The sequence below is a fragment of the Vogesella sp. genome, from assembly GCF_046297735.1.
GTDB classification, from domain to species: domain Bacteria; phylum Pseudomonadota; class Gammaproteobacteria; order Burkholderiales; family Chromobacteriaceae; genus Vogesella; species Vogesella urethralis.
This window is the reverse complement of the sequence record NZ_JBKBHK010000004.1, coordinates 307,905-329,912: the sequence shown is the minus strand read 5'-3', so window position 1 is coordinate 329,912 and position 22,008 is coordinate 307,905. Positions and strand designations below refer to the sequence as shown.

Sequence of the window (22,008 nt, the reverse complement as noted above, 5' to 3'; positions counted from 1 at the left end):
CGAACAGGACCGTGAAACGCCTCAGCGCCGATGATAGTGCGGATACCCGTGTGAAAGTAGGACACCGCCAGACTCCCTTAAGACAAAGCCCAGCTCAAACGAGCTGGGCTTTGTGCATTGGCGCGGTGAAAGTGCGAGTGCGCATTGCCGTGCCCAACCGACGCGTGCGATGTCCCCGACGTCCCCCCGATGTTTCCCTGGCGGCCAACCTTGGCCACGTCGCCCCCCACCCCATGCCGGCCTGCGGCCGGCCCCCGGATGCGCCTGCGGCTTATGCCGGGCTACATTGGGTGGGGTCGCTTCCACGCTGTCCTGTTGCCTTTCTTGCCATTCCTGCTATCACGGGATATCGCCCGTGCCGCTGACTGTTGCATCCGGATTGCACACCCGCTGTTTTTATCGATGCGCTACTGCGCTGCGCTACTGTTATCCGATATTTTGTATACAATAGTCAGATAACCTCATCTGCTGGATCATGGAAAGACACTCATGCAATTTGTAGAGTTTGCACGCAGCCAGACTGCACTTCGGGATGCCATTACTGCGGCGTATCGCCGTGACGAGCGCGAATGCGTTGCCTTGATGATGGAGCAGGCCAGCATGCCTGCCGAGCAGGTGGCCAGCATCAAGGCGCTGGCTAGCAAGCTGGTGACGCAGGTACGTCGCGAACGCACCAAGTCCAGCGGCGTGGACGCGCTGATGCATGAGTTCACCCTGTCCAGCCAGGAAGGCATTGCGTTGATGTGTCTGGCCGAAGCGCTGCTGCGCATTCCGGACCGTCTGACCGCCGACAAGCTGATTCGCGACAAGATTTCCGGTGGCGACTGGGCATCGCACTTGGGTAACAGCGCGTCGTTGTTCGTCAATGCGGCCGCCTGGGGCCTGCTGGTGACCGGCAAACTGGTGTCTTCGCACAGCTCGCAGGGCCTGTCTGCTGCGCTGACCCGCATCATTGCCAAGGGTGGCGAGCCGCTGATCCGCAAGGGGGTCGATCTGGCCATGCGCATGCTGGGCAAGCAGTTCGTGACCGGCGAAACCATCGAAGAAGCGCTGGCCAATGGCCGCGAGCGCGAAGCGCGTGGTTACCGTTTCAGCTACGACATGCTGGGCGAAGCGGCGATGACCGAAGCCGATGCCCAGCGCTACCTGCGCGATTACGAGATGGCCATCCACGCCATCGGCAAGGAATCCAATGGCCGTGGTATCTACAACGGCCCTGGCATCTCGGTAAAACTGTCCGCCATCCACCCGCGTTACGCGCGCATGAAGCACGAGCGCATGATGGCCGAGCTGCTGCCGCGCCTGAAAGGCCTGTTCCTGCTGGCCAAACAGTACAACATCGGCCTGAATATTGACGCCGAGGAAGCCGACCGTCTGGAGATCTCGATGGATCTGGTCGAGGCGCTGGCTAACGACCCGGACCTGAACGGCTTCGAGGGCATCGGTATCGTGGTACAGGCGTACCAGAAGCGTTGCCCGTACGTGATTGATTACCTGATCGACCTGGCCCGCCGCACCCAGCACCGCTTCATGGTGCGTCTGGTAAAAGGCGCCTACTGGGATGCCGAGATCAAACGCGCCCAAGTGGATGGCCTGGATGGTTACCCCGTATACACCCGCAAGGTCTACACCGACGTGTCCTACCTGGCTTGCGCCAAGAAGCTGCTGGCGGCACAGGATGCCATCTACCCGCAGTTCGCCAGCCACAACGCCTACACCCTGTCTGCCGTTTACCATCTGGCGCAGGGCAAGGATTACGAATTCCAGTGCCTGCATGGCATGGGCGAGACGCTGTACGACCAGGTGGTAGGCAGGGACAAGCTGGACAAGCCGTGCCGCATCTACGCCCCGGTAGGCTCGCACGAAACCCTGCTGGCCTACCTGGTACGTCGCCTGCTGGAAAACGGTGCCAACAGCTCCTTCGTGAACCGCATTGTGGACGAGAACGTGTCCATCGAAGAGCTGGTGGAAGACCCGGTGGCCGAAGCCAGCCGTTTTGGTGGCCTGCCGCACAACAAGATTGCCTTGCCGACCGACCTGTACGGTAGTGGCCGCAAGAACTCCGCCGGTCTGGACCTGGCCAACGAGCACGTACTGCAAGGCCTGCAGCAAGGCCTGCACGCAAGCGAACAGCAAACCTGGTTGGCCGCACCGCTGCTGGCGGACGCTGAGCCGAGTGGTACTGCCTCGCAAGCCGTGCTGAACCCGGCCAACCATCAGGACGTGGTAGGTCAGGTGCAGGAAGCCACCCGCGAAGACGTGGAAGCCGCGCTGCAAGCCGCGGTACGTGCCGCACCGGTATGGGCTGCCACCGCGCCGGCCAAGCGCGCCGAAGCGCTGGACCGCATGGCAGACCTGATGGAAGCCAATATGCCGGCGCTGATGGGCCTGGCCGTGCGCGAAGCGGGCAAGACCCTGAACAACGCCATTGCCGAAGTGCGCGAAGCGGTGGACTTCTGCCGTTACTACGCCGCCCAGGTACGCGAGGAATTCGATAACAGCCGTCACCCGGCGCTGGGCCCGGTGGTGTGCATCAGCCCGTGGAACTTCCCGCTGGCCATCTTTATTGGCGAAGTGGTGGCCTCGCTTGCTGCCGGTAACGTGGTACTGGCCAAACCGGCCGAGCAGACCGCGCTGATCGCCGCCTACGCCGTAGGCTTGCTGCACCAGGCGGGCGTACCGCGCGACGTACTGCAGTTCCTGCCGGGCCGTGGCGAAGTGGTGGGTGCCGCGCTGACTGCCGATGCCCGCATCAAGGGCGTTATCTTCACCGGTTCTACCGAAGTGGCGCAGATCATCAACCGCACGCTGTCGGCCCGCGCCGAAGACGTGGCGCTGGTCGCCGAAACCGGCGGCCAGAACGCGATGATCGTCGACAGCTCGGCGCTGCCGGAGCAAGTGGTTACCGACGTGCTGAGCTCGGCCTTCGATAGCGCCGGCCAGCGTTGCTCGGCGCTGCGCGTGCTGTACCTGCAGGAAGACATCGCCGACAAGGTGGTGACCATGATCAAGGGCGCGATGGACGAGCTGCGCGTGGGCAACCCGGCGCGCTTCGATACCGATATCGGCCCGGTGATCGACGCCGAAGCCCAGCAAGGCCTGTTGCGCCATATCAATGGCCTGAAAGACAAGGCGCGTAGCATTTACCAAGCCAAGCTCACTGCCGAGTGTGCCCAGGGTACCTACGTGGCGCCGACGCTGTTCGAGATCGACCATATCGGCCTGCTGCAGCGCGAAGTGTTCGGCCCGGTACTGCACGTGATCCGCTTCCACGCCGGTGACCTGGACAAGGTCATCGCCGAGATCAACAGCACCGGTTACGGGCTGACCCACGGTGTGCACAGCCGTATCGATGAAACCATCGAGCGCATCACCAGCACCATTCGTGTCGGCAACATCTACGTCAACCGCAACATCGTCGGTGCCGTGGTCGGCGTGCAGCCGTTTGGCGGCGAAGGCAAGTCCGGTACCGGCCCGAAAGCCGGTGGCCCGTTCTACCTGTACCGCCTGACCCGTGGTCACTGGGACGCCCAGCTGGCGCGTCTGGCCGATGCCGAACCGTTGGCCGCACTGGACGCGCTGCAAGCCGCGCTGCCGCAACTGGGTCTGGACGACGGCGCACGTCAGCACCTGCTGCAAGTGATCGCCGACGCGCGCAGCGAAACCCCGCTGCACCACGGCCTGACCCTGCCGGGCCCGACAGGCGAAAACAACAGCCTGCGCTTTGCCCCGCGTGGCCAGGTAGCCTGCGCTGCCGACAATATGGAAGCGCTGCTGATGCAGCTGGCTGCCGCGTTTGCCACCGGCAACCGTGTGCTGCTGGCCGACAGCGTGCACGCCCAGAAAGTGGCGGCCGTGCTGCGTGGCGCGGTACAGGTGGTAGCGCAGGTAGAGGATGCCGACGTCTCCGCCGTGCTGTACGCCGGCCCGGATGCCGAAGTGCTGCGCCAGAAGCTGGCGCGCCGCGACGGCGCCCTCATTCCGCTGCTGCTGGTAGAGCAGGGCGGGTACAACCTGCACCGTCTGGTGGTAGAGCGCGCAGTGAGCGTCAATACCACAGCCGCAGGTGGGAATGCCAGCCTGATGAGCATCGGTGACTGATCAGGCTTGCTAAGGCGTGGCGGCATTGAAATAATGCCGCCACCGTGCTTCACCGTCAGCCAGACGGACCGAAACTGGCAAGAGCAACCCCGAGATAAAGAAGAGAGACAAAATGCAACTGAACAAACTGACCAGCCTTACTGTCGCTGTTGCCGCCGCCCTGGCCTTTGCTGGCTGCAGCAAAAAAGAAGAAGTCCCTGCTGGCGCCGCTTCCAGCGCTGCTGCTGCCGCTCCGGCCGGTGCCGAAGTGATCAAGATCGGCTTTGCTGCGCCGCTGACCGGCCCGCAAGCCCACTACGGCGAAGAGTACAAAAACGGCGTGACCCTGGCGATCGAAGATGCCAATGCCGAGAAGCCGACCATCGGCGGCAAGCCGGTTAGCTTCGAACTGGTAGCCGAAGACGACCAGGCCGACCCGAAAACTGCGACCCAGCTGGCTCAGAAGTTCGTGGACAACAAAGTGAACGGTATCGTCGGTCACTTCAACTCCGGCACTTCCATCCCGGCTTCCAAGATCTACTCCGACGCCGGCCTGCCGCAAGTAGCCATGGCTACCGCCCCGACCTTCACCCAGCAAGGTTACAAAACCACCTTCCGCTCCATGACTTCCGACACCCAGCAGGGTTCGGTCATGGGCAAATTCGTGGTAGAGAAACTGGGCGCCAAGAAAGTGGTGATCGTGGACGACCGCACCGCCTACGGCCAAGGTCTGGCTGACGAATTCGAAAAAGCCGTGAAAGCCGCTGGCGGCAGCGTGGTGAAACGTGAATTCACCAACGACAAAGCCACCGACTTTGCCGCCATTCTGACCACCATCAAGGGCGCTTCCCCGGACGTGGTGTTCTACGGTGGTGCTGACGCCCAGTCCGCCCCGATGGCCAAGCAGATGAAGCGCCTGGGCCTGAAAGCCCCGCTGATCTCCGGCGAAATGACCAAGACCCCGACCTTCCTGAAACTGGCCGGCAAAGAAGCCGACGGCACCATCGCCTCGCTGGCTGGCCTGCCGCTGGAAAAAATGCCGAAAGGTCCGGACTACGCTACCCGCTACAAGGCACGTTTCAACATGGACGTTGCCACTTACTCCCCGTACGGCTATGACGCTACCCGCGTGCTGATCGCCGCCATGAAAGAGGCGAACTCCGCCGAGCCGGCGAAATACCTGCCGGTACTGGCCAAGATCAACTACGCAGGCGTGACCTCGTCCAGCTGGTCCTACGATGAGAAGGGCGACCTGAAAGACGGCGGCATCACCGTGTACAAGGTTGAAGGCGGTGAGTGGAAAGTAATGGAAACCATCGGTGGCGGCGCACCCGCTGCTGCTGCGGCTTCCGCTGCCCAGTAAGCCTGGCATACGCCCCTGAGAGGGGGCTGGAGAGAGAAAAGCCCTTCCGCTTGCGGAAGGGCTTTTGATATGAATGACAAAGCCCGTTTGCAGCGCAAGCGGGCTTTTTGTTGTCTGATGGTGCCCCCGGCGAGTCTGCGGCCAACCTTTACCCGGCAGTACGCCAGGGTTGGCCGCAGCCGCCTGTTACGTTCACGACGGCGGCGCGTCTGGCGACAGCACCGAATGCAGGGTAGACCGCATCAGGCCGATGGCGAGTAGGTAGCCCAGCCACCAGAACGGGTTCAGCAGTGACAGCAGCCGTGGCCGTGCCAGCCACGCCGCCACCTGCTGCCGAGCGTCGTCTTCGGGGTAGTACCAGTCTGGTAAGGCCATGCCTGCGCTGGCGTAGACTGCCAGCGTAAACAAGGCGAACGCGCCGCACACTTCGCGATAGGCAATATGCTGTAGTTCACGGCTGCTCAGGCCGGTGGCAGCTAGTTGGGCGCGGAATGCGGCCAACTCGGCGGCATCGTACGACGTGTCTACCCACACCTGGGCCAGCACGCCCCACGCGATCTGCCTGCCGGACAGCGCCGCCATCGTGCCTAGCGGCTGTACCAGCCCACCGGGCCGGGCTGCAGGTTGATGTTGACCTGTTTCACCTGTTGGTACTCCAGCAGGCCGTTGACGCCCAGGTCGCGGCCATAGCCGCTCATCTTGTAGCCGCCCCACGGCGCTTCGTTGAAGGTGGGGTTGTAGCAGTTGATCCAGGTGACGCCGGCGCGCAGCGCCTTCATCACCCGCAGCGCCCGCGCCCCGTCGGTGGTGAATACGCCGCCGGCCAGGCCGTACGGCGTGTCATTGGCCAGGCGGATGGCCTCGGCTTCGTCGCTGAAGGTCTGGATCGCCACCACCGGGCCGAACACTTCCTCACGGCAGATTTCCATGTCGCTGCGGCAGTTGTCGAAGATGGTGGGGCGCAGGAAGTAGCCGTTGGCGCAGTCGCCGTCGGTATGGCGTTGGCCGCCGCACACCAGGGTGGCGCCCTCGGCCTTGGCGCGTTCGATGAAGCCCAGCACTTTTTCCAGCTGGCCGGCGGACACCAGCGGGCCGATGTCCGGGTCGTTGACGCCGGGGCCGATGGTCATCGCGTTGGCGCGTTCCGCCAGCCGGGCTACGAAGCGGTCTTTCAGCGACGCCTCGATCAGGATGCGGGAGCCAGCCGAGCACACCTGGCCCTGGTTGAAGAACACGCCGATCATCGCCCATTCCACCGCGCCTTCCAGGTCGGCGTCGGCAAAGATGATGTTGGGCGACTTGCCGCCCAGCTCCAGCCCCACGCGCTTGAGGTTGCCTACCGCCGCGCGGGCGATCAGCTGGCCGGTGCGGGTGCTGCCGGTGAAGGTGATCATGTCCACGTCGTGGCTGTCGGCCAGCGGCTGGCCGGCGGCCGGGCCGCTGCCCAGCACCAGGTTGGCGGTACCTGCCGGCAGGCCCACCTCGTGGAAGATTTCAAACAGCACCACCGACGATAGCGGGGTGAGCTCGCTGGGCTTGAACACCACGCAGTTGCCGGCGGCCAGCGCCGGGGCCAGCTTCCAGGTGGCCATCAGCAGCGGGTAGTTCCACGGCGTGATCAGGCCGCATACGCCCACCGGCTCGTGCAGGCTGTAGGCGTGCATCGGGCCGAAGCCGTCCGGCACCTCGTACACGCCGCCTTGCGGCTTGCCGATCAGGCCGGCGTAGTAACGGAAGCAGGCGGCGGCGTCTTCGATGTCGCAGCGCGCTTCGCGCAGCGGCTTGCCGTTGTCCAGACAGTCCAGCAGCGCCAGCTCTTCGGTACGGGCGCGGATGGCGTCGGCAATGCGGTACAGCATGTCGGCGCGGCGCGGGCCGCTCATGTGGCGCCAGTCGCCTTGCTCGTAGAAGGCGTGTTTGGCGGCGGCAATGGCTTGCAGCGTATCTTCTGCCGTGCTGTCGGCGACCACGCCGATGACGTCGCCGTTGGCCGGGTTGAGGATGTCGCGGGTGTGGCCCAGCAGCGCGGGTTGCCACTGGCCGTTGATGTAGTTGAGGCGGGTCTGCATGGTGTCTCCGGTAGCGGGTACGGCAGGCATCGATAAGCCCGCGCGTCAGGCGCGGGCGATGTAGATCTTGCGCAGGGTGCGGCGTACGGTCCAGGTGGTGGCGGTGCCGGCCTTCAGGAAACCGACGCTGCCGGGCTGCAGCTGCAGCGGCGCGGTGCCGTCGTCAAAGCTGACGGTGGCGTCGCCGTCCAGTACCACGAAGCATTCGTCCACTTCGATATCGGTGGTGACTGACGGCGACATCTCCCATACGCCGATGGCGACGTCGCCCAGCGTGGCCAGTTCGGCCACGCCCACGGTGGCGGGGCCGTGTACCACTTTGGCCGGCTCCACCGGCTGGTAGGCCAGCTCGGCGGTGGTGGCGAGCAGGGCGTAGTTGTTCAGTAGTGCAGGTGTGCTCATGGCAAGGTTTCCGTTGCGGTAACAGTGGTGCCGCCGGCGCCGGCCACGGTTGGCCGCAGGCGCCGGCTGGCGGTCAGGAGTCGAAGCCCAGGCCCAGCGCGTCCATGCCGCGCAGGAAGGCATTGCGCCGGCCGTGGTTGTGGTCGGCACGGTCCAGGCTCCAGCGCATGGCCTGCACCACGGTGTAGGTCAGCGGCTCGGGCGGAAACGGCAGCGGCATCTCGCGCACCATGCGCAGGCGGGTGCGTTCGGTGTCCAGGCCTTCTATCTTGTCCAGCAGCACGTTGGCCGCAAAGCGGGTGGCGCCCACGCCCAGGCCGGTAAAGCCGGCGGCCAGCGCCACCTTGCCGTCCATGGCGTCGGTAAAGAAGGCGCAGAAGCGCGACGAGGTGTCGATCACCCCGGCCCAGCGGTGGCTGAAGCGCAGGCCGGCCAGCTGCGGGAAGGTGGTGAAGAAGTGGCTGGCCAGCCGTTCAAAACTTTCCGGCCGCTCTTCGTATTCCGGCTTGATCTTGCCGCCCAGGTGGTAGATGGCGTCGTAACCGCCAAACAGGATACGGTTGTCGCGCGTCAGCCGGTAGTAATGGAACTGGTTGCCGACGTCGGCAATGCCCTGGCGGTGCTGCCAGCCGATGGTGGCCAACTGTTCGGCGCTGAGCGGCTCGGTCATCAGCACGTAGTCGTATACCGGGATGGTGTGCCAGCGGTAGCGCTTCAGTAGCGAGGGGAAGGCGTTGGTGGCCAGAATCACCCGCTCGGCCAGCACGTGGCCCTGCGCGGTGTCGACGCGCACCTGCTCGCCTTGGTGGCGAATGCCGGTGGCGGCGCTGTGTTCGAAAAAGCGCACGCCCAGCTGGCGGGCCACGCGTGCCAGGCCCGCAACCAGCTTGCCGGGGTGGAGCATGGCGGTGCCGTCGCGGTCCCAGTGGCCGGCAAGAAAAGTGGGGGAGTTCACTTCGGCGCGGATGGCGGCCTCGTCCAGACAGCCTTCGCCGTCAAAGCGCGCCACCTGGTACGGTTCCACCGCCACTTCCAGTACGCCGGTGCGTTCGAAGTCGCAGTCGATGCCGTAACGCGTCAGCGTGGCTTCCAGCTGGTTCAGGTTGTCCAGGCCCAGCGCTTCCAGTTGGGCAAACTCTTCCGGCCAGCGCTTCAGGCCGTTGTCCTCGCCGTGGGTCAGGCTGGCTTCGCAGAAGCCGCCGTTGCGCCCCGACGCCGCCTGGCCGACACGGCCGGCTTCCAGCAGCACCACATCGCGCCCTGGTTGGCGTTCTTTGGCCATCAGCGCTGACCACAGCCCGAGAAAACCGCCGCCGACAATCAGCAGCGCGCTGCGCACCTCCCCCTGCAACGCAGGTGCGGCCGGGCCGCGGTCAACGTCGTCCAGCCAGAAAGGCGTGGCCTTGCTGGCGGCGAGGGCATGACGGATGGTGTCCGCGTTGGGCGGAAGGCGTTCGTAGACGGTCTGTGCCATAGAGGGTGGGCTGTGTGGTGGATGAGTTGTTTATAGCGCGAGTGTGCGCCATTTCCGCTAAGGATGACTTGCCATTCGCGCAAGTTAAATACAATATTTCCAAACTTCAGTTTGCGGATGATAAACGTAATGAGCAAGCCGGTAACGCTGGGGCAGGTGAGCGATTTCGACATCCGCCTGCTGCGCATTTTCAAGACCGTGGTGGAGTGTGGCAGTTTCTCGGCTGCCGAAAGCGTGCTGGGCATCAGCCGCTCGGCCATCAGCCTGCACATGGGCGACCTGGAAAAACGGCTGGGCGTGTGCCTGTGCCGCCGTGGCCGCGCCGGCTTTGCGCTGACCGACGAGGGCCGCGAAGTGCTGCGTGCGGCCAACATCCTGCTGTCGGCCATCGAGGACTTCCGCGATGAAGTGAACCAGCTGCACCGCCAGCTGCGTGGCGACCTCAATATCGGCATCATCAACAACCTGGTCACGCAGTCGCATATGCACGTCACCAAGGCGCTGAAGGCGCTGAGCGCGCGCGGCCCCGGCGTGTGCATCAACATTGCCATGATGGTGCCCAGCGACATCGAGCAGGGCGTGCTGGACGGCACGCTGCACGTGGGGGTGATCCCCGAAATCCACCCCCTGCCGGGCCTGGCCTATTTGCGGCTGTACGAGGAGCAGTCGTCGCTGTACTGCAGCAGCGAGCACCCGTTCTTTCTGTCGCCGGTGCCGGACGACACCGCCATCCGCCAGGCGCACGCCATCTTCCCCAATTACCGCATTACCGACGAGGCGCACCGCTGGCTAGGCCAATTGCACTGCACCGCCAAGGCGTCCGACCGCGAAGGCATTGCCTTCCTGATCCTGAGCGGCCACTACATCGGTTTTCTGCCGGACCACTACGCCGCCACCTGGGTCGCGCGCGGCCAGATGCGCGCCATCCGCCCCGACGAATACCGCTACAGCACGCCGCTAAGCGTGGTGGTGCGCAAAGGACGGCGCAGCAATATGGTGCTGGACAGCTTTCTGGGCGAACTGGGCGCGCCGGATACCGGGCGGGAGGGGAGCTAGCAGGGCAGGAGGTTGGCCGCAGGTGCGGCCCATGAAAAAACCCGCCTGGTGGCTAATGCCAGTTAGTAAGACGAATGTGCTTGGCCATTCAATAGGAGGGCGTGAGTGAAGCGCCCCATCCCGTTGGCGCGAGCCGGTCAAAATGGTTCGCCCCAGGTTTTAAGACGCCGATTTGTTTGAGCCCCGAGCCGTTAGCGAGGAGCGAGTTCGGCGGCGCCTGGGGCGTGCCATTTTGAACGGGGTTTCGAGCAGCCCCGGGTTGCGGGGGAATGAAAAGGGGGCGGCAATCCGCCCCCTTTCCCGTCTGCCGGGCGGAACCGGCATCTAATCATCGTCCGCATAGCGGACACACTAGCGCATTTCAACGAAACAAACCCTTAACCAAAAAACGCCAGTCAGCGTTAACTGACTGGCATTACGCCAGGTGGCGGGGTTGATTTTGCGGGCAGACGGTGCTGACCTCCGCAGCCCCCATCTCGCGCGGGTGCCGATGAGGGTGAAAGCGCAAAGAGCACCGTACCCAATTGACGTATTGCTGCTCGGTGCGCAGGCGGCCATGCCTGACTCGCAGCGTCTGGCGCAACCCATCGCGCAAGCGTGGCGCGGCAGTGCCATCTGGCTGTGTACTTTCAAGCATTGGCAACCTCACTAGCTTGTTAAACAATGGAAAATGCGTATATCATGCCTGGTTATGCACACAGATAAACCAAATATATACCTGCAAAGGTGTATATTTCACGTTAGGCGCCTTCTTCCATGGACTGGATTCCTTTATCGGAAGCATCGTTGTGGGACAAACTCAACGCTGCAGAATCTCGGATGGGGCCCGAGCAAACACGGCTCTGGAACTTGATTCGCATCCCACCAAAAAAATGGAGCCAAGAACCATATGGAGTAGAAGGCGGCGGTTTTTGGGTTGTCGCCATATTGGGCTCGCTTGTCGTTTGGTACAACGATATCGAGGAAGGCTTCAATTGCTCCAGCTACTCGGAATTCGGAAAAATCAAAGACTACTGGTGCAATCAAGATGAGTTGGAATGCGTAATCCAGAATCTCTGCACCGCCATACGTGATGGTCAATTCTGTGCGCCACGTGCCACTCCACCAATCAGTGGCGCGTATCCAGGCGCCTAACCCCTCATTCAACGGGCCTGGCTTTCAGCCAGCCCGTTAATTCGGACGTTATGCGTCATAGTCCATCACCATGCGCTCCGTACTGATTGCCATCATTTGTTGCCTTGCCATTGCGCAAGCTCGGGCTCAAGTGCCCGGCCTGCCAGTTGTCGACTTCCAGCGCTATTTCCCTCACTTGGTAGCGGTATCTGAGGAGGGGAAGGAATCGACGTACCCCAATGGAGTTCAATACAAATTCTTGTCCGTTCGTGACGAGCAGGAAAAGCTCATAGTGCTGGCGCTAGTTCGCCGTGAAGGTAAGGATCGCATCGTTCGCGTGTTTCTTGCCAAAGGCCCCGTTGAAAATTCAGAAACGACATTGCGTAACACAGTGGCCAAATTCTCTGAAACTACGAAGCTCAAGTTTGAGTTTTTCGACCTCCGCGATGTAAAGACCTTTTCGGAGTTTGAAGGTCGTTCTTCCGCATTGGGATGGGGGGCGGCACCATTAACGCAATGACGCATAACCCTACAGTCCAGTGATCTGGACGGGTATTAATGAAAAAACCCCAGCAAGCACAAAGCTTGCTGGGGTTTTGTTTACATAAACCGGCTAGGTCGGGTTTAGAACGGGATGTCATCGTCCATGTCGTCCATGCGCGGGGCCGGTTTCGGCTCCTGGCGGCGCGGGGCTGCCGGCGGCGCGGACGGGGCGTCGTAGCGCTGCGACGGGGCGGCACCGTAGCCGTCATCGGCCGGGGCCATGTCGTCGCGGCGGCCGCCTTGCAGCGTCAGTTCGCTAACGCGTACGTCCGGCGACAGGCGCTTGATGCCTTCCTTGTCTTGCCATTCGCGCAGCGTGAGCTGGCCGTAAACGGTAACCTGCTGGCCTTTGGCCAGGTAGTTTTTCAGCGATTCGCCACGCTTGCCCCATACCTGGCAGCTGAACCAGTTGGTGGTTTTGCGTTCGCCAAAGCCGATGTCGCTGGCTACACGGAAGCTCAGCACCGGTTCGCCGCTGGGGGTGTAACGCAGCTCGGCGTCTGCCGCCAAGCGGCCGTCAAAAGTAATGCTGTTCATGCAATCCTCCGGTCAATCTTGTCAAGGTGGGGCCGGCACCGGGCCGGCCCGCAGATGTTTGGTGCTTTGCCTGTTGCCGGGCGGGTCAGGCCGGGTAGGTGGCGGCGATCAGCGCGCGGGCGCTGGCTTCGTCCCAGCCTTGCTGCGACACCTTCAGGTACGCCACGCGCTCGTCCAGCATCACCACCACTTCGCTGACGCCCGCTACGGCCAGCAGCTGGCGCGACAGCGCGTCGCCATCGCCCTGCCAGTCGTCGCCGATATGGAACATCTGGGTTTTTACCGCCTTGGGCGGCTGCATGGTGAACGACAGCCACAGCCAGCTGGCCATCAGCACGCTAGTAAAGGCAAACACGCTGCCGGCACCGTAGCGGCTGTACAGCCAGCCGCCAAAGGCAGCGCCCAGGAACAGGCCAAACGATTGGGCCGTATTATACACGCCGATGGCGGTGCCCTTGGCGTCCGCCGGTGCGATTTTCGAGATCAGCGACGGTAGTGTCGCTTCCAGAATATTGAAGGCAATAAAGTACAGCGCCAGCCAGGTAACGATCAGCCAGAAGCTGGACAGCGCCAGCGCCATACCCAGCTGGGCGGCGGTCATCAGTGCCACGGCCGCCACGAACACCTGCTTGAGCTTGGCTTTTTTCTCGCCGTAGATGATGGCCGGCACCATCAGGAAGAAACCGGCTACCACCACCGGCAGGTACACCATCCAGTGTTCGGATTTGTCCAGGCCGCCGGTGCTGGTCAGCGCAAACGGCATGGTGACGAACATGGCCATCTGCGCGGCGTGCAGCGCAAAAATGCCGTAGTTCAGGCGCAGCAGCTGCGGGTGGCGTAGCACGGCAGGCAGGCGGGCGGTATTGGTGCCGGTGTCGGAGTGAAAGCGCGACACCACCGGGTCGGGGATGATTTTCCACACGCCCAGCAGTGCCAGCAGCGACAGCACGCCGGTGAGGGTGAAGATGCCGTCCACGCCGATGTGCTTGGCCAGCAGCGGGCCCAGCACCAGGCTCACGGCAAAGGTGGTGCCGATGCTCATGCCGATCATTGCCATGGCGCGGGTGCGGATCTCTTCGCGGGTAAGGTCGGCCAGCAGCGCGGTGATGGCGGCCGAGATGGCGCCGGCGCCCTGTACCACGCGGCCCACGGTCAGCCAATAGATGTCGTCGGCCTGGGCGGCAATGAAGCTGCCGGCGGCAAACAGCAGCAGGCCGGCGTAGATCACTTTCTTGCGGCCAACCTTGTCGGACAGCATGCCCAGCGGCAGCTGCAGCAGCGCCTGCACCAGGCCGTAGCTGCCCAGCGCAATGCCGATCAGGGCGTGGTTGTCGGCGCCGTGCAGCGTGGTGGCGTACAGGGCGAACACGGGCAGGATGAGGAACATGCCCAGCATGCGCAGGGCGTAAACACCGGCCAGCCCCAGGCTGGCGCGCAGTTCAAGTGCAGTCATAGTGTGTCGGTAGGTGGTGATGTACAGCGCGTGGCCACGTGATCATGGCGCGAAACCGGCAGTGTAGCGGGCTTTGCCCGCGCTGCTTGTGACAGCGTGTTGCCGTGTGCTGTGCGGCTGGCTACCGGCTGGGGGCTGGCCGCGGTACAGCATGTTTTGCCACCGTCAGCCAAAGGCGGCTGGAGCCGGCTGCGATAAGTCCGGTATAGTAGCAGGTTCCCCGATTCACGGTGAGACAGGCATGGACTCCATCCGCATCCGCGGCGCACGTACGCACAACCTCAAAAACGTAAACCTGGATCTGCCCCGCCACCAGCTGGTGGTGATTACCGGCTTGTCCGGCTCCGGCAAGAGCTCGCTGGCGTTTGACACGCTGTATGCCGAGGGCCAGCGCCGCTATGTGGAAAGCCTGTCGGCCTACGCCCGCCAGTTTTTGCAGCTGATGGAAAAGCCCGACGTCGACCTGATCGAGGGCCTGAGCCCGGCCATCTCCATCGAGCAGAAGGCCACCAGCCATAACCCGCGTTCCACCGTGGGCACCGTCACCGAAATCCACGATTACCTGCGCCTGTTGTACGCCCGCGTCGGCGACCCGCACTGCCCGGAGCACGATGTGCCGCTGGCCAGCCAGACGGTGAGCCAGATGGTGGACCACGTGCTGGCGCTGCCGGCCGAAACCCGGGTGATGATCCTGGCGCCGGTCATTGTTGGCCGCAAGGGCGAGAACCTGGACCTGTTTGAAGAGCTGCGCGCGCAGGGCTTTGTGCGGGTACGGGTGGACGGCGAGGTGTACGAGCTGGATGCGGTACCCAAGCTGGACAAGAACAAGAAGCACACCATCGAGGTGGTGATCGACCGCCTGAAGGTGCGCGAGGACATGAAGCAGCGGCTGGCGGAAAGCTTTGAAACCGCGCTGCGCCACGCCGAAGGCCGCGCCATTGCGGTAGAGATGGATAGCGGCCAGGAGCACTGGTTCTCGGCCAAGTTTGCCTGCCCGGTGTGCAGCTACAGCCTGCCGGAGCTGGAACCGCGCCTGTTCTCGTTCAACAACCCGATGGGCGCCTGCCCCAAGTGCGACGGCCTGGGCGAGATTACCTTCTTCGACCCCAAGCGCGTGGTGGCGCACCCGGAGCTGACACTGGCTGCCGGCGCCATCAAGGGCTGGGACAAGCGCAACCAGTTTTACTTCCAGATGCTGCAGGCGCTGGCCGTGCATTACGGCTTTTCGCTGGAGCTGGCGTTCGAAGACCTGCCGCAGCGCGTGCAGCACGTCATCCTGCATGGTTCCGGGCGCGAGGAAATCGAATTTACCTACGTGTCGGAGCGGGGCACCAAGTTCCAGCGCGCGCACGCCTTTGAAGGCATCATCCCCAACCTGGAGCGCCGCTACCGCGAAACCGACTCCGGCACCGTGCGCGAAGAGCTGGCCAAGTACCAGAACAACCAGTGCTGCCCGTCGTGCAAAGGCTCGCGCCTGCGCCAGGAAGCGCGCCATGTGTTTGTTGGCCGCAAGACGCTGCACGACATCAACCAGATGGCGCTGAAAGACGCCGCCGCCTTCTTTGCCGGCCTGCAGTTTGCCGGCCAGAAACAGGCGGTGGCCGAAAAGATCGTCAAGGAAATCAGCGACCGCGTCTCCTTCCTGAACAACGTGGGCCTGGACTACCTGTGCCTGGCGCGCTCGGCCGACACCCTGTCCGGCGGCGAGGCGCAGCGCATTCGCCTGGCCAGCCAGATCGGCAGCGGCCTTACCGGCGTGATGTACGTGCTGGACGAGCCGTCCATCGGCCTGCATCAGCGCGACAACGACCGCCTGCTGGCCACGCTGATGCGCCTGCGCGACCTGGGTAACAGCGTGATCGTGGTGGAGCACGACGAAGACGCCATCCGCGCCGCCGACTACCTGGTGGACATGGGCCCCGGCGCCGGCGAGCACGGCGGCGAAGTGCTGGTAGCCGGCACGCCCGGCGAAGTGGCCGCTTGTGAACGCTCGGTCACCGGCGACTTCCTGTCCGGCCGCCGCCGCATTCCGGTGCCGGCCAGCCGCCGCGAGGTGGACGCCGAGCGCATGCTGCACATCGAAGGCGCCAGCGGCAACAACCTGAAAGACGTCACGCTGGACCTGCCGCTGGGCATGCTGGTGTGCGTTACTGGCGTGTCCGGCTCGGGTAAATCCACGCTGATCAACGACACGCTGTACAAGATCGCCGCGCGCGACCTGAACGGCGCCAGCGACGAGCCGTCGCCGTACCGCCGCATCCGCGGCCTGGAGCACCTGGACAAGGTGATCAACGTGGACCAGAGCCCGATCGGCCGTACGCCGCGTTCCAACCCGGCCACCTACACCGGTCTGTTTACGCCGATACGCGAGCTGTTTGCCGGCGTGCCGCTGTCGCGCGAACGCGGCTACGGCCCGGGGCGCTTCAGCTTTAACGTGAAGGGTGGCCGCTGCGAGGCGTGCCAGGGCGATGGCGTGATCAAGGTGGAAATGCACTTCCTGCCCGACGTGTACGTGCCGTGCGACGTCTGCCACGGCAAGCGCTACAACCGCGAGACGCTGGAAGTGCAGTACAAGGGCAAGAGCATTACCGAAGTGCTGGAAATGACGGTAGAGCAGGCGCTGGAATTCTTCAGCGCCGTGCCCAGCGTGGCGCGCAAGCTCAAAACGCTGATGGACGTCGGCCTGGGCTACATCCGCCTGGGCCAGAGCGCCACCACGCTGTCCGGCGGCGAAGCGCAGCGGGTCAAGCTGGCGCTGGAGCTGTCCAAGCGCGATACCGGCAAGACGCTGTACATCCTGGACGAGCCCACCACCGGCCTGCACTTCCACGACATCGACCTGCTGCTGCAAGTGCTGCACCGCCTGCGCGAGCACGGCAATACCGTGGTGGTGATCGAGCACAATCTGGACGTGATCAAGACCGCCGACTGGCTGATCGACCTCGGCCCCGAGGGCGGCGCAGGTGGTGGCCAGATCATCGCTACCGGCACGCCGGAGCAGGTGGCGGCCAACCCGGTCAGCCATACCGGCCATTATCTGGCCCCGCTGCTGCAAGGCGGTGCCTAAGCGGCCGGCAAATGCGGTTAGAATCAGTCAACGGGCTGCATGGTGGCAGCCCGCACAAGGGGAAAGCATGTTAACGCTAGGCAAGATCGACCATATCCACATCCGCGTCAGCGACGGCGCCAAGGCCGTAGAGTGGTACGACCGCGTACTGGGGCTGTCGCCGGACCCGCGTTACAAACAGGGCCAGCAAGGCCCGCACAGCGCCATGATGCTGGCCAACCCCAGCGGCACCGTGCGCCTGGCGGTAACCGAAGAGCCGGGCGCCGGCTGCCTGGCCGGTGCGGTGGCGTTTGTGGTGAGCGGGCAGGACTTTCTGGAATGGATCGACCAGCTGGCCGGCGAGCGGGTGCTGAACCGCGACGGCCAGACCATCGCCCGCGACAGCGTGCACGACCACGGTTTTTTCTGCGCGATTTCGTTTGTGGACCCGTTCGGCAACCCGTTCGAGATCGTCAGCTACGACCACACCTGGCTGTCCGGCAAGCTCAAGCTGAAACGCCAGCCGGCCTGATGGCTGGCCCGGGCTAGCGTTGCCCGTTGTTGCCATCACCCGCCGCCTGCCGGCGGGTTTTTCTTGCGTGCGACAGCGGCATAACGATAAGTTAACGCTGTGCCCTTGCGGCCAACCTTGTTCTTTACCGGAGCCTGCCATGTCAGTTGCCACCTTGCTGTTGTTTCTGCCCGCCTGTTTTGCCCTCAACCTCGCCCCCGGCCCCAATAACCTGCTGTCGATCAGCAACGCCACCCGTTACGGCTTCCGTACCGCGTGCGTGGCGGGCGTCGGCCGTTTGCTGGCGTTTGCGGTGATGATTGCGCTGGCGGCCACCGGCTTGGCGGTGGTGTTGCAGGGCTCGGTGCTGTTGTTTACCGCCATCAAGCTGGCTGGCGCCGGCTACCTGTTTTGGCTGGCGTGGCAGCTGTGGCGCGCCGGCAGCCTCAGTGGCCCGGCCGATACCCGCCCGCAGCAAGGCCTGCGCGAGCTGATGCGGCAAGAGCTGTGGGTGGCCGCCGGCAACCCGAAGGCCATCCTGATCTTTACCGCCTTTTTGCCGCAGTTTGTCGATACCGCCCAGCCGGTGGCGCCGCAATTCCTGCAACTGGGCGTGGCTTTCCTGCTACTGGAGTGGGTGGCCATCGGCGTGTACGCTGCGCTGGGCGTGCAGTTGAAGCGCTGGTTCGCCACGCCGCGCGGACAACGTGTGTTTAACCGCAGCTGCAGCGTACTGCTGGGCGGCGCCGGCCTGGGGCTGCTGCTGGCCAGGCGCTGATTTGTAGATTCCAAGTTGGCGCACAAGCCCGGATAAGGCAGGGCCGCATGGAGGCGGGTTAGGTTGCTGGCCCGGTGCCGTTCTGACAGGGGATCAGGATGAGTAATATCAACGTCTGGTGTGTTGGCGTATTGCGCTAGCTCGTTACCTGCTGATGGTGCTGTTGCCAGCTTGCCTCGAACACAAGCTGGGCAAGCCCTGGATCGTGGTGGTACTGGTGAACACGCTGCTGGGCATTACGCTGTATGCCTGCTTTTATTGGTAGCCATTTACCCGGATGCGCCTGTGGCTTATCCGGGTGACGACTTTCAAACCGCTTACCCCAACAGCCAGTTGAACAGGCCGCCGCCCAGCATCAGCCAGCCAAACAACAGCCCTGCCAGCCGCAGCGGTTGCCAGCCGGCGGCGCGGATGGCGCTGGCGCGGGTGTCCAGCCCCAGCGCGGCCATGGCGGTGGCCAGCAGCAGGGTGGTCAGCTGCTGCAGCGGGGCCAACACGGCGGCCGGCAGCCAGCCGCTGCTGTTCAGCGCCACCATCGCCACAAAACCAAAAGCAAACCACGGGATGGTGATGCGGCCACGCTGGCCATCCGCCTGCGGCTGGCGGCGTTGCCACCAGGCTGCCAGCAGTAGCAGGAACGGCGCCAGCATCATCACGCGCAGCATTTTGGTAAGCACGGCGGCGTTGGCCGCTTGGTCGCTTACCGCCTTGCCGGCGGCCACCACTTGCGCCACTTCGTGCAGGGTGGAACCGGTCATGATGCCGTAGGCGGTATCGCTGACGCCCAGGCTGGCCAGCAGCGGGTAGACTGCCGGATACAGCAGCATGGCGAGGCTGCCGAACAGCACCACGCCGGCCACCGCCAGGCTGGCGCGCTCGCCGCTGGCGCGGATCACCGGCTGTGCCGCCATCACCGCCGCCGCGCCGCAGATGGCGCTGCCGGCGCCGATCAGCACGCTGCTTTCGCGGTCCAGCCCCAGGCGCGGCCCAGCCCACAGTGCCAGCGCGAAGGTGCTGCCCAGTACGGCGGCGTCAATCAGCCATACGGTGGGGCCCAGCTGGCCCAGCTCGCCCAGCGTCAGGCGCAGGCCGAACAGGACGATGCCGGTGCGCAGCACGGTGGTTTTGCAAAACGCCAGCGTGTGCGGGTCGGGGCGGGTATGGCGCGGGCCCAGGTTGGCCGCCAGCATGCCCAGCAGCATGGCCACGGTGAGGGCGGATACGCCGTGCGCGGCCAGCCACGGCAGGGTGGCCAACCACAGCGAGGCCAACGCCAGCGCGAGTGCCAGCAGCAGGCCGTGTTGCTTATCCAGAATCTTCATATCGTTATTACCTCCATGAATAAGCCAAGCTTAGTGGGCTGCTATTCAGTGGTAAAACGGATAATATGAATGGTACCGATCACTAAAACCGATTAATCATGGCGCTAAAACTATCGCTGCGCGAACTGGAAGTGTTCGCCGCCGTGGCCGCCTGCGAGTCGGTCACCCGCGCTGCCGCCGAGGTGGCGCTGTCGCAATCGGCCGCCAGCCAGGCGCTGGCACAGCTGGAGCAGGCGCTGGGCGTGCCCTTGTTCGACCGCATCGGCCGGGGCCTGCAGCTGAACGAACACGGCCGCACGCTATTGCCACGGGCGCGGGCACTACTGGACGAAGCCGCGGCGCTGCAGGATTTGTTCGGCGAGGCGGCGTTGTCGTTGCGGCTGGGGGCCAGTACCACCATTGCCAACTACCTGTTGCCGCAGCGGCTGGCCGCTTTGCGGCAGCGTTGGCCGCAATGCCGCGTCAGCCTGCAGGTGGCCAATACCCGCGACATCGTGGCGGCGGTGGCGGCGCTACAAGCCGACTTCGGCCTGATCGAAGGCCCGTGCCACCACCCGGCGCTGCACAGCCTGCCGTGGCAGCAGGACGAGCTGCTGGTGTTTGCGGCGGCCAACCATCCGCTGGCCGGCCGGCAGGTAGGCCTGGCCGAGCTGGCGGCGGCACCGTGGCTGCTGCGCGAGGCCGGTTCCGGCACCCGCGAGGAAGTGGAGCGCGTGTTGCTGCCGCACCTGGGCAGCCTGAACGTGGAAATGGAGCTGGGCGATTCCGAAGCCATCAAGCGTGCGGTGGCGGCCGGGCTGGGCGTGAGCTGCTTGTCGCGCCGCGTGGTGGCCGAACTGCTGGACAGCGGCGCGCTGGTGCCATTGCAAACGGCCTTGCCGCCGCTACAGCGCACCTTGTGGTGCATACGCCATCGCGACAAGGCGCCCGGCAGCAGCATGCGCGCCTTTCTGCAGCTGGATGGTCTGGCGCCATAGTGCCGCTTGCGCCTAGCCGGTCAGCGTGCGCCACGCCATCAGTACGGCAAAGGCTATCAGCAACACGCTGCACAGCTGGTTGATGCGCCGCTGCCCGGCGGGCCCCAGCCGTGCCAGCAGGCGCCCGCCGCCGTAGGCCAGTAACAGCCACCACAGCGCCGAGCCGGTAAACACGCCGGCCACCATCAGCACCGCGTCGGCCGGCGCCGGTGGCTGGCCGCCTGCCAGGCTGGCAAATACCGCGATAAACGACAGGATGGTCATCGGGTTGCTCAGCGTCAGCCCCAGCGCCGACAGATAAGCCATGGCCAGCCCGTCGCCTTCGCTGGTGCGGGCGGCATGGTTGGCCGCAGCGCGGCGCAGCGTGCCGACGCCCGTGTATAGCAGCAGCGCGCTGCCGGCCAGCGCCAGCGGGGTGGCGATGGCGCTGAGGGTGTGCAGCAGCGTGCTCATGCCGGCAGCGCCAGCACTGGCGTACAGGCCGTCGGCGCTGGCGGCACCCAGGCCGGTAACAAAACCGGTGGCCGGGCCACGGTGCAGCGTGCGCTCGATGCACAGCAGGCCGATGGGGCCGACCGGGGCGGCAATGGCCAGCCCGATGGTGGCCGCTTCCAGAAACAGGCGCATGGTGTTCTCCTTTGCTGCTGCATAGTGTGGCGTGGCGTGGCGCGGTGCCGCTGCCCATGCCGTGATGCAGGCGATGCGCTATGCTGGCCTCAGAAATTCAGGCCAAACGGCAGAAAGGCTTAACAAATGGAAGTGGATGCCAAATCGTGGGCCATTCTGGCCGCGCTGCAGGACAACGCCCGCCAGTCGCTCACCGAGTTGGCGCAGGCGGTGGGGCTGTCGGTGCCGGCGGTGTCGGAGCGTGTTAAACGCCTGGAAGAGGCGGGGGTGATTCGCGGCTACCACGCGGTGGTGGCGCCGCTGAAGGCGGGGTATGCGCTGTCGGCGCTGGTAGGCATTACCGTGCCGCAGCCGGCCAAAAAGACGCTGCTGGACAGGTTGGCCGCCATGCCGGAGGTACAGGAGTGCCACCACGTGACCGGGGTGGATTCCTATGTATTCCGCGTGCTGGCGCGCGACGTGCAGCATCTGGAGCTGCTGGTGTCGCACCTGAACGATCTGGGCGAGACACGTACCAGCATCATTCTGTCCACGCCGCTGTCGGCGCGGCCGGTATGCCCGCCGCGTTAGGCGGTGGCGGCCGGGCAGCGTGGTGCCGTATAAAACAGCAAGGCCCTGCCGCATGGCAGGGCCTTGTGCTTTGCAGCCAAGCTTGCC

General features: G+C 64.3%; 20 protein-coding genes. 11 read left to right on the top strand and 9 right to left on the bottom strand.

Annotated features, from left to right (window positions below):
- Positions 1-489 precede the first annotated feature (489 nt).
- Positions 490-4,101, top strand: coding sequence for a trifunctional transcriptional regulator/proline dehydrogenase/L-glutamate gamma-semialdehyde dehydrogenase (gene putA / locus ACK4FZ_RS07460; RefSeq protein WP_409819422.1), 3,612 nt, complete (start codon positions 490-492; stop codon positions 4,099-4,101).
- A gap of 112 nt (positions 4,102-4,213) precedes the next feature.
- Positions 4,214-5,443, top strand: a complete 1,230-nt coding sequence (locus tag ACK4FZ_RS07455; protein WP_409819419.1) for a branched-chain amino acid ABC transporter substrate-binding protein — start codon at positions 4,214-4,216, stop codon at positions 5,441-5,443.
- Positions 5,444-5,635: 192 nt separating this feature from the next.
- Here the strand turns inward: ACK4FZ_RS07455 and ACK4FZ_RS07450 are convergent, their stop codons facing one another.
- The 4 genes from ACK4FZ_RS07450 to ACK4FZ_RS07435 form a co-directional block, all read right to left on the bottom strand.
- Entirely contained in the window at positions 5,636-6,025 is a 390-nt protein-coding gene (locus ACK4FZ_RS07450; RefSeq protein ID WP_409819417.1) for a hypothetical protein, read from the bottom strand.
- A 5-nt stretch (positions 6,026-6,030) separates the two neighbouring features.
- Positions 6,031-7,512: an aldehyde dehydrogenase family protein gene (locus ACK4FZ_RS07445; RefSeq protein ID WP_409819414.1), complete on the bottom strand. Its 1,482-nt coding sequence runs from the start codon at positions 7,510-7,512 to the stop codon at positions 6,031-6,033.
- 45 nt (positions 7,513-7,557) lie between these two features.
- Positions 7,558-7,914: a cupin domain-containing protein gene (locus ACK4FZ_RS07440; protein ID WP_409819412.1), complete on the bottom strand. Its 357-nt coding sequence runs from the start codon at positions 7,912-7,914 to the stop codon at positions 7,558-7,560.
- A 73-nt stretch (positions 7,915-7,987) separates the two neighbouring features.
- Positions 7,988-9,388 carry an NAD(P)/FAD-dependent oxidoreductase gene (locus ACK4FZ_RS07435; protein WP_409819409.1) on the bottom strand — a complete coding sequence of 467 codons (1,401 nt, stop codon included), beginning with the start codon at positions 9,386-9,388 and terminating at the stop codon, positions 7,988-7,990.
- A 129-nt stretch (positions 9,389-9,517) separates the two neighbouring features.
- Between ACK4FZ_RS07435 and ACK4FZ_RS07430 the strand changes: the two genes are divergently transcribed.
- Positions 9,518-10,444: a LysR family transcriptional regulator gene (locus tag ACK4FZ_RS07430; RefSeq protein ID WP_144374028.1), complete on the top strand. Its 927-nt coding sequence runs from the start codon at positions 9,518-9,520 to the stop codon at positions 10,442-10,444.
- Positions 10,445-10,859: 415 nt separating this feature from the next.
- Here ACK4FZ_RS07430 and ACK4FZ_RS07425 read toward each other — a convergent pair whose 3' ends face one another.
- Positions 10,860-11,081, bottom strand: a complete 222-nt coding sequence (locus ACK4FZ_RS07425) for a phage integrase N-terminal SAM-like domain-containing protein (protein ID WP_409819406.1) — start codon at positions 11,079-11,081, stop codon at positions 10,860-10,862.
- A gap of 119 nt (positions 11,082-11,200) precedes the next feature.
- Between ACK4FZ_RS07425 and ACK4FZ_RS07420 the strand changes: the two genes are divergently transcribed.
- Both ACK4FZ_RS07420 and ACK4FZ_RS07415 read left to right on the top strand, forming a co-directional pair.
- Positions 11,201-11,578, top strand: coding sequence for a hypothetical protein (locus tag ACK4FZ_RS07420; protein WP_409819403.1), 378 nt, complete (start codon positions 11,201-11,203; stop codon positions 11,576-11,578).
- A 70-nt stretch (positions 11,579-11,648) separates the two neighbouring features.
- A complete protein-coding gene (locus ACK4FZ_RS07415; protein WP_409819401.1) occupies positions 11,649-12,077 on the top strand; it encodes a hypothetical protein in 429 nt (142 codons plus the stop codon).
- Positions 12,078-12,181: 104 nt separating this feature from the next.
- On the opposite strand, the gene ACK4FZ_RS07410 is transcribed toward ACK4FZ_RS07415, so the two are convergent.
- Both ACK4FZ_RS07410 and ACK4FZ_RS07405 read right to left on the bottom strand, forming a co-directional pair.
- Positions 12,182-12,637, bottom strand: coding sequence for a single-stranded DNA-binding protein (locus ACK4FZ_RS07410; RefSeq protein WP_144372116.1), 456 nt, complete (start codon positions 12,635-12,637; stop codon positions 12,182-12,184).
- A gap of 85 nt (positions 12,638-12,722) precedes the next feature.
- On the bottom strand, positions 12,723-14,090 hold the full coding sequence (locus ACK4FZ_RS07405; protein ID WP_409819398.1) for an MFS transporter: 1,368 nt from the start codon (positions 14,088-14,090) through the stop codon (positions 12,723-12,725).
- 241 nt (positions 14,091-14,331) lie between these two features.
- Here ACK4FZ_RS07405 and uvrA point away from each other — a divergent pair, with 241 nt between their 5' ends.
- From uvrA to ACK4FZ_RS07385, 4 genes are all read left to right on the top strand, one after another.
- Complete coding sequence (uvrA, locus tag ACK4FZ_RS07400; RefSeq protein WP_409819395.1) at positions 14,332-17,157, top strand: excinuclease ABC subunit UvrA; 2,826 nt, start codon at positions 14,332-14,334, stop codon at positions 17,155-17,157.
- A 67-nt stretch (positions 17,158-17,224) separates the two neighbouring features.
- A complete protein-coding gene (locus tag ACK4FZ_RS07395; RefSeq protein WP_144372113.1) occupies positions 17,225-17,668 on the top strand; it encodes a VOC family protein in 444 nt (147 codons plus the stop codon).
- 139 nt (positions 17,669-17,807) lie between these two features.
- A complete protein-coding gene (locus ACK4FZ_RS07390; protein ID WP_409819393.1) occupies positions 17,808-18,425 on the top strand; it encodes a LysE family translocator in 618 nt (205 codons plus the stop codon).
- A gap of 118 nt (positions 18,426-18,543) precedes the next feature.
- Positions 18,544-18,690, top strand: coding sequence for a hypothetical protein (locus ACK4FZ_RS07385; RefSeq protein ID WP_409819391.1), 147 nt, complete (start codon positions 18,544-18,546; stop codon positions 18,688-18,690).
- A gap of 52 nt (positions 18,691-18,742) precedes the next feature.
- Here ACK4FZ_RS07385 and ACK4FZ_RS07380 read toward each other — a convergent pair whose 3' ends face one another.
- Positions 18,743-19,747 (bottom strand): YeiH family protein, encoded by a 1,005-nt coding sequence (locus tag ACK4FZ_RS07380; RefSeq protein ID WP_409819388.1) that lies wholly within the window; start codon positions 19,745-19,747, stop codon positions 18,743-18,745.
- A 98-nt stretch (positions 19,748-19,845) separates the two neighbouring features.
- Here ACK4FZ_RS07380 and ACK4FZ_RS07375 point away from each other — a divergent pair, with 98 nt between their 5' ends.
- A complete protein-coding gene (locus tag ACK4FZ_RS07375) occupies positions 19,846-20,724 on the top strand; it encodes a LysR family transcriptional regulator (RefSeq protein ID WP_409819386.1) in 879 nt (292 codons plus the stop codon).
- Positions 20,725-20,736: 12 nt separating this feature from the next.
- Here the strand turns inward: ACK4FZ_RS07375 and ACK4FZ_RS07370 are convergent, their stop codons facing one another.
- Complete coding sequence (locus ACK4FZ_RS07370; RefSeq protein ID WP_409819384.1) at positions 20,737-21,351, bottom strand: LysE family translocator; 615 nt, start codon at positions 21,349-21,351, stop codon at positions 20,737-20,739.
- Between the two features lie 126 nt (positions 21,352-21,477).
- Here ACK4FZ_RS07370 and ACK4FZ_RS07365 point away from each other — a divergent pair, with 126 nt between their 5' ends.
- Complete coding sequence (locus tag ACK4FZ_RS07365) at positions 21,478-21,921, top strand: Lrp/AsnC family transcriptional regulator (RefSeq protein WP_017508524.1); 444 nt, start codon at positions 21,478-21,480, stop codon at positions 21,919-21,921.
- Positions 21,922-22,008: the final 87 nt, after the last annotated feature.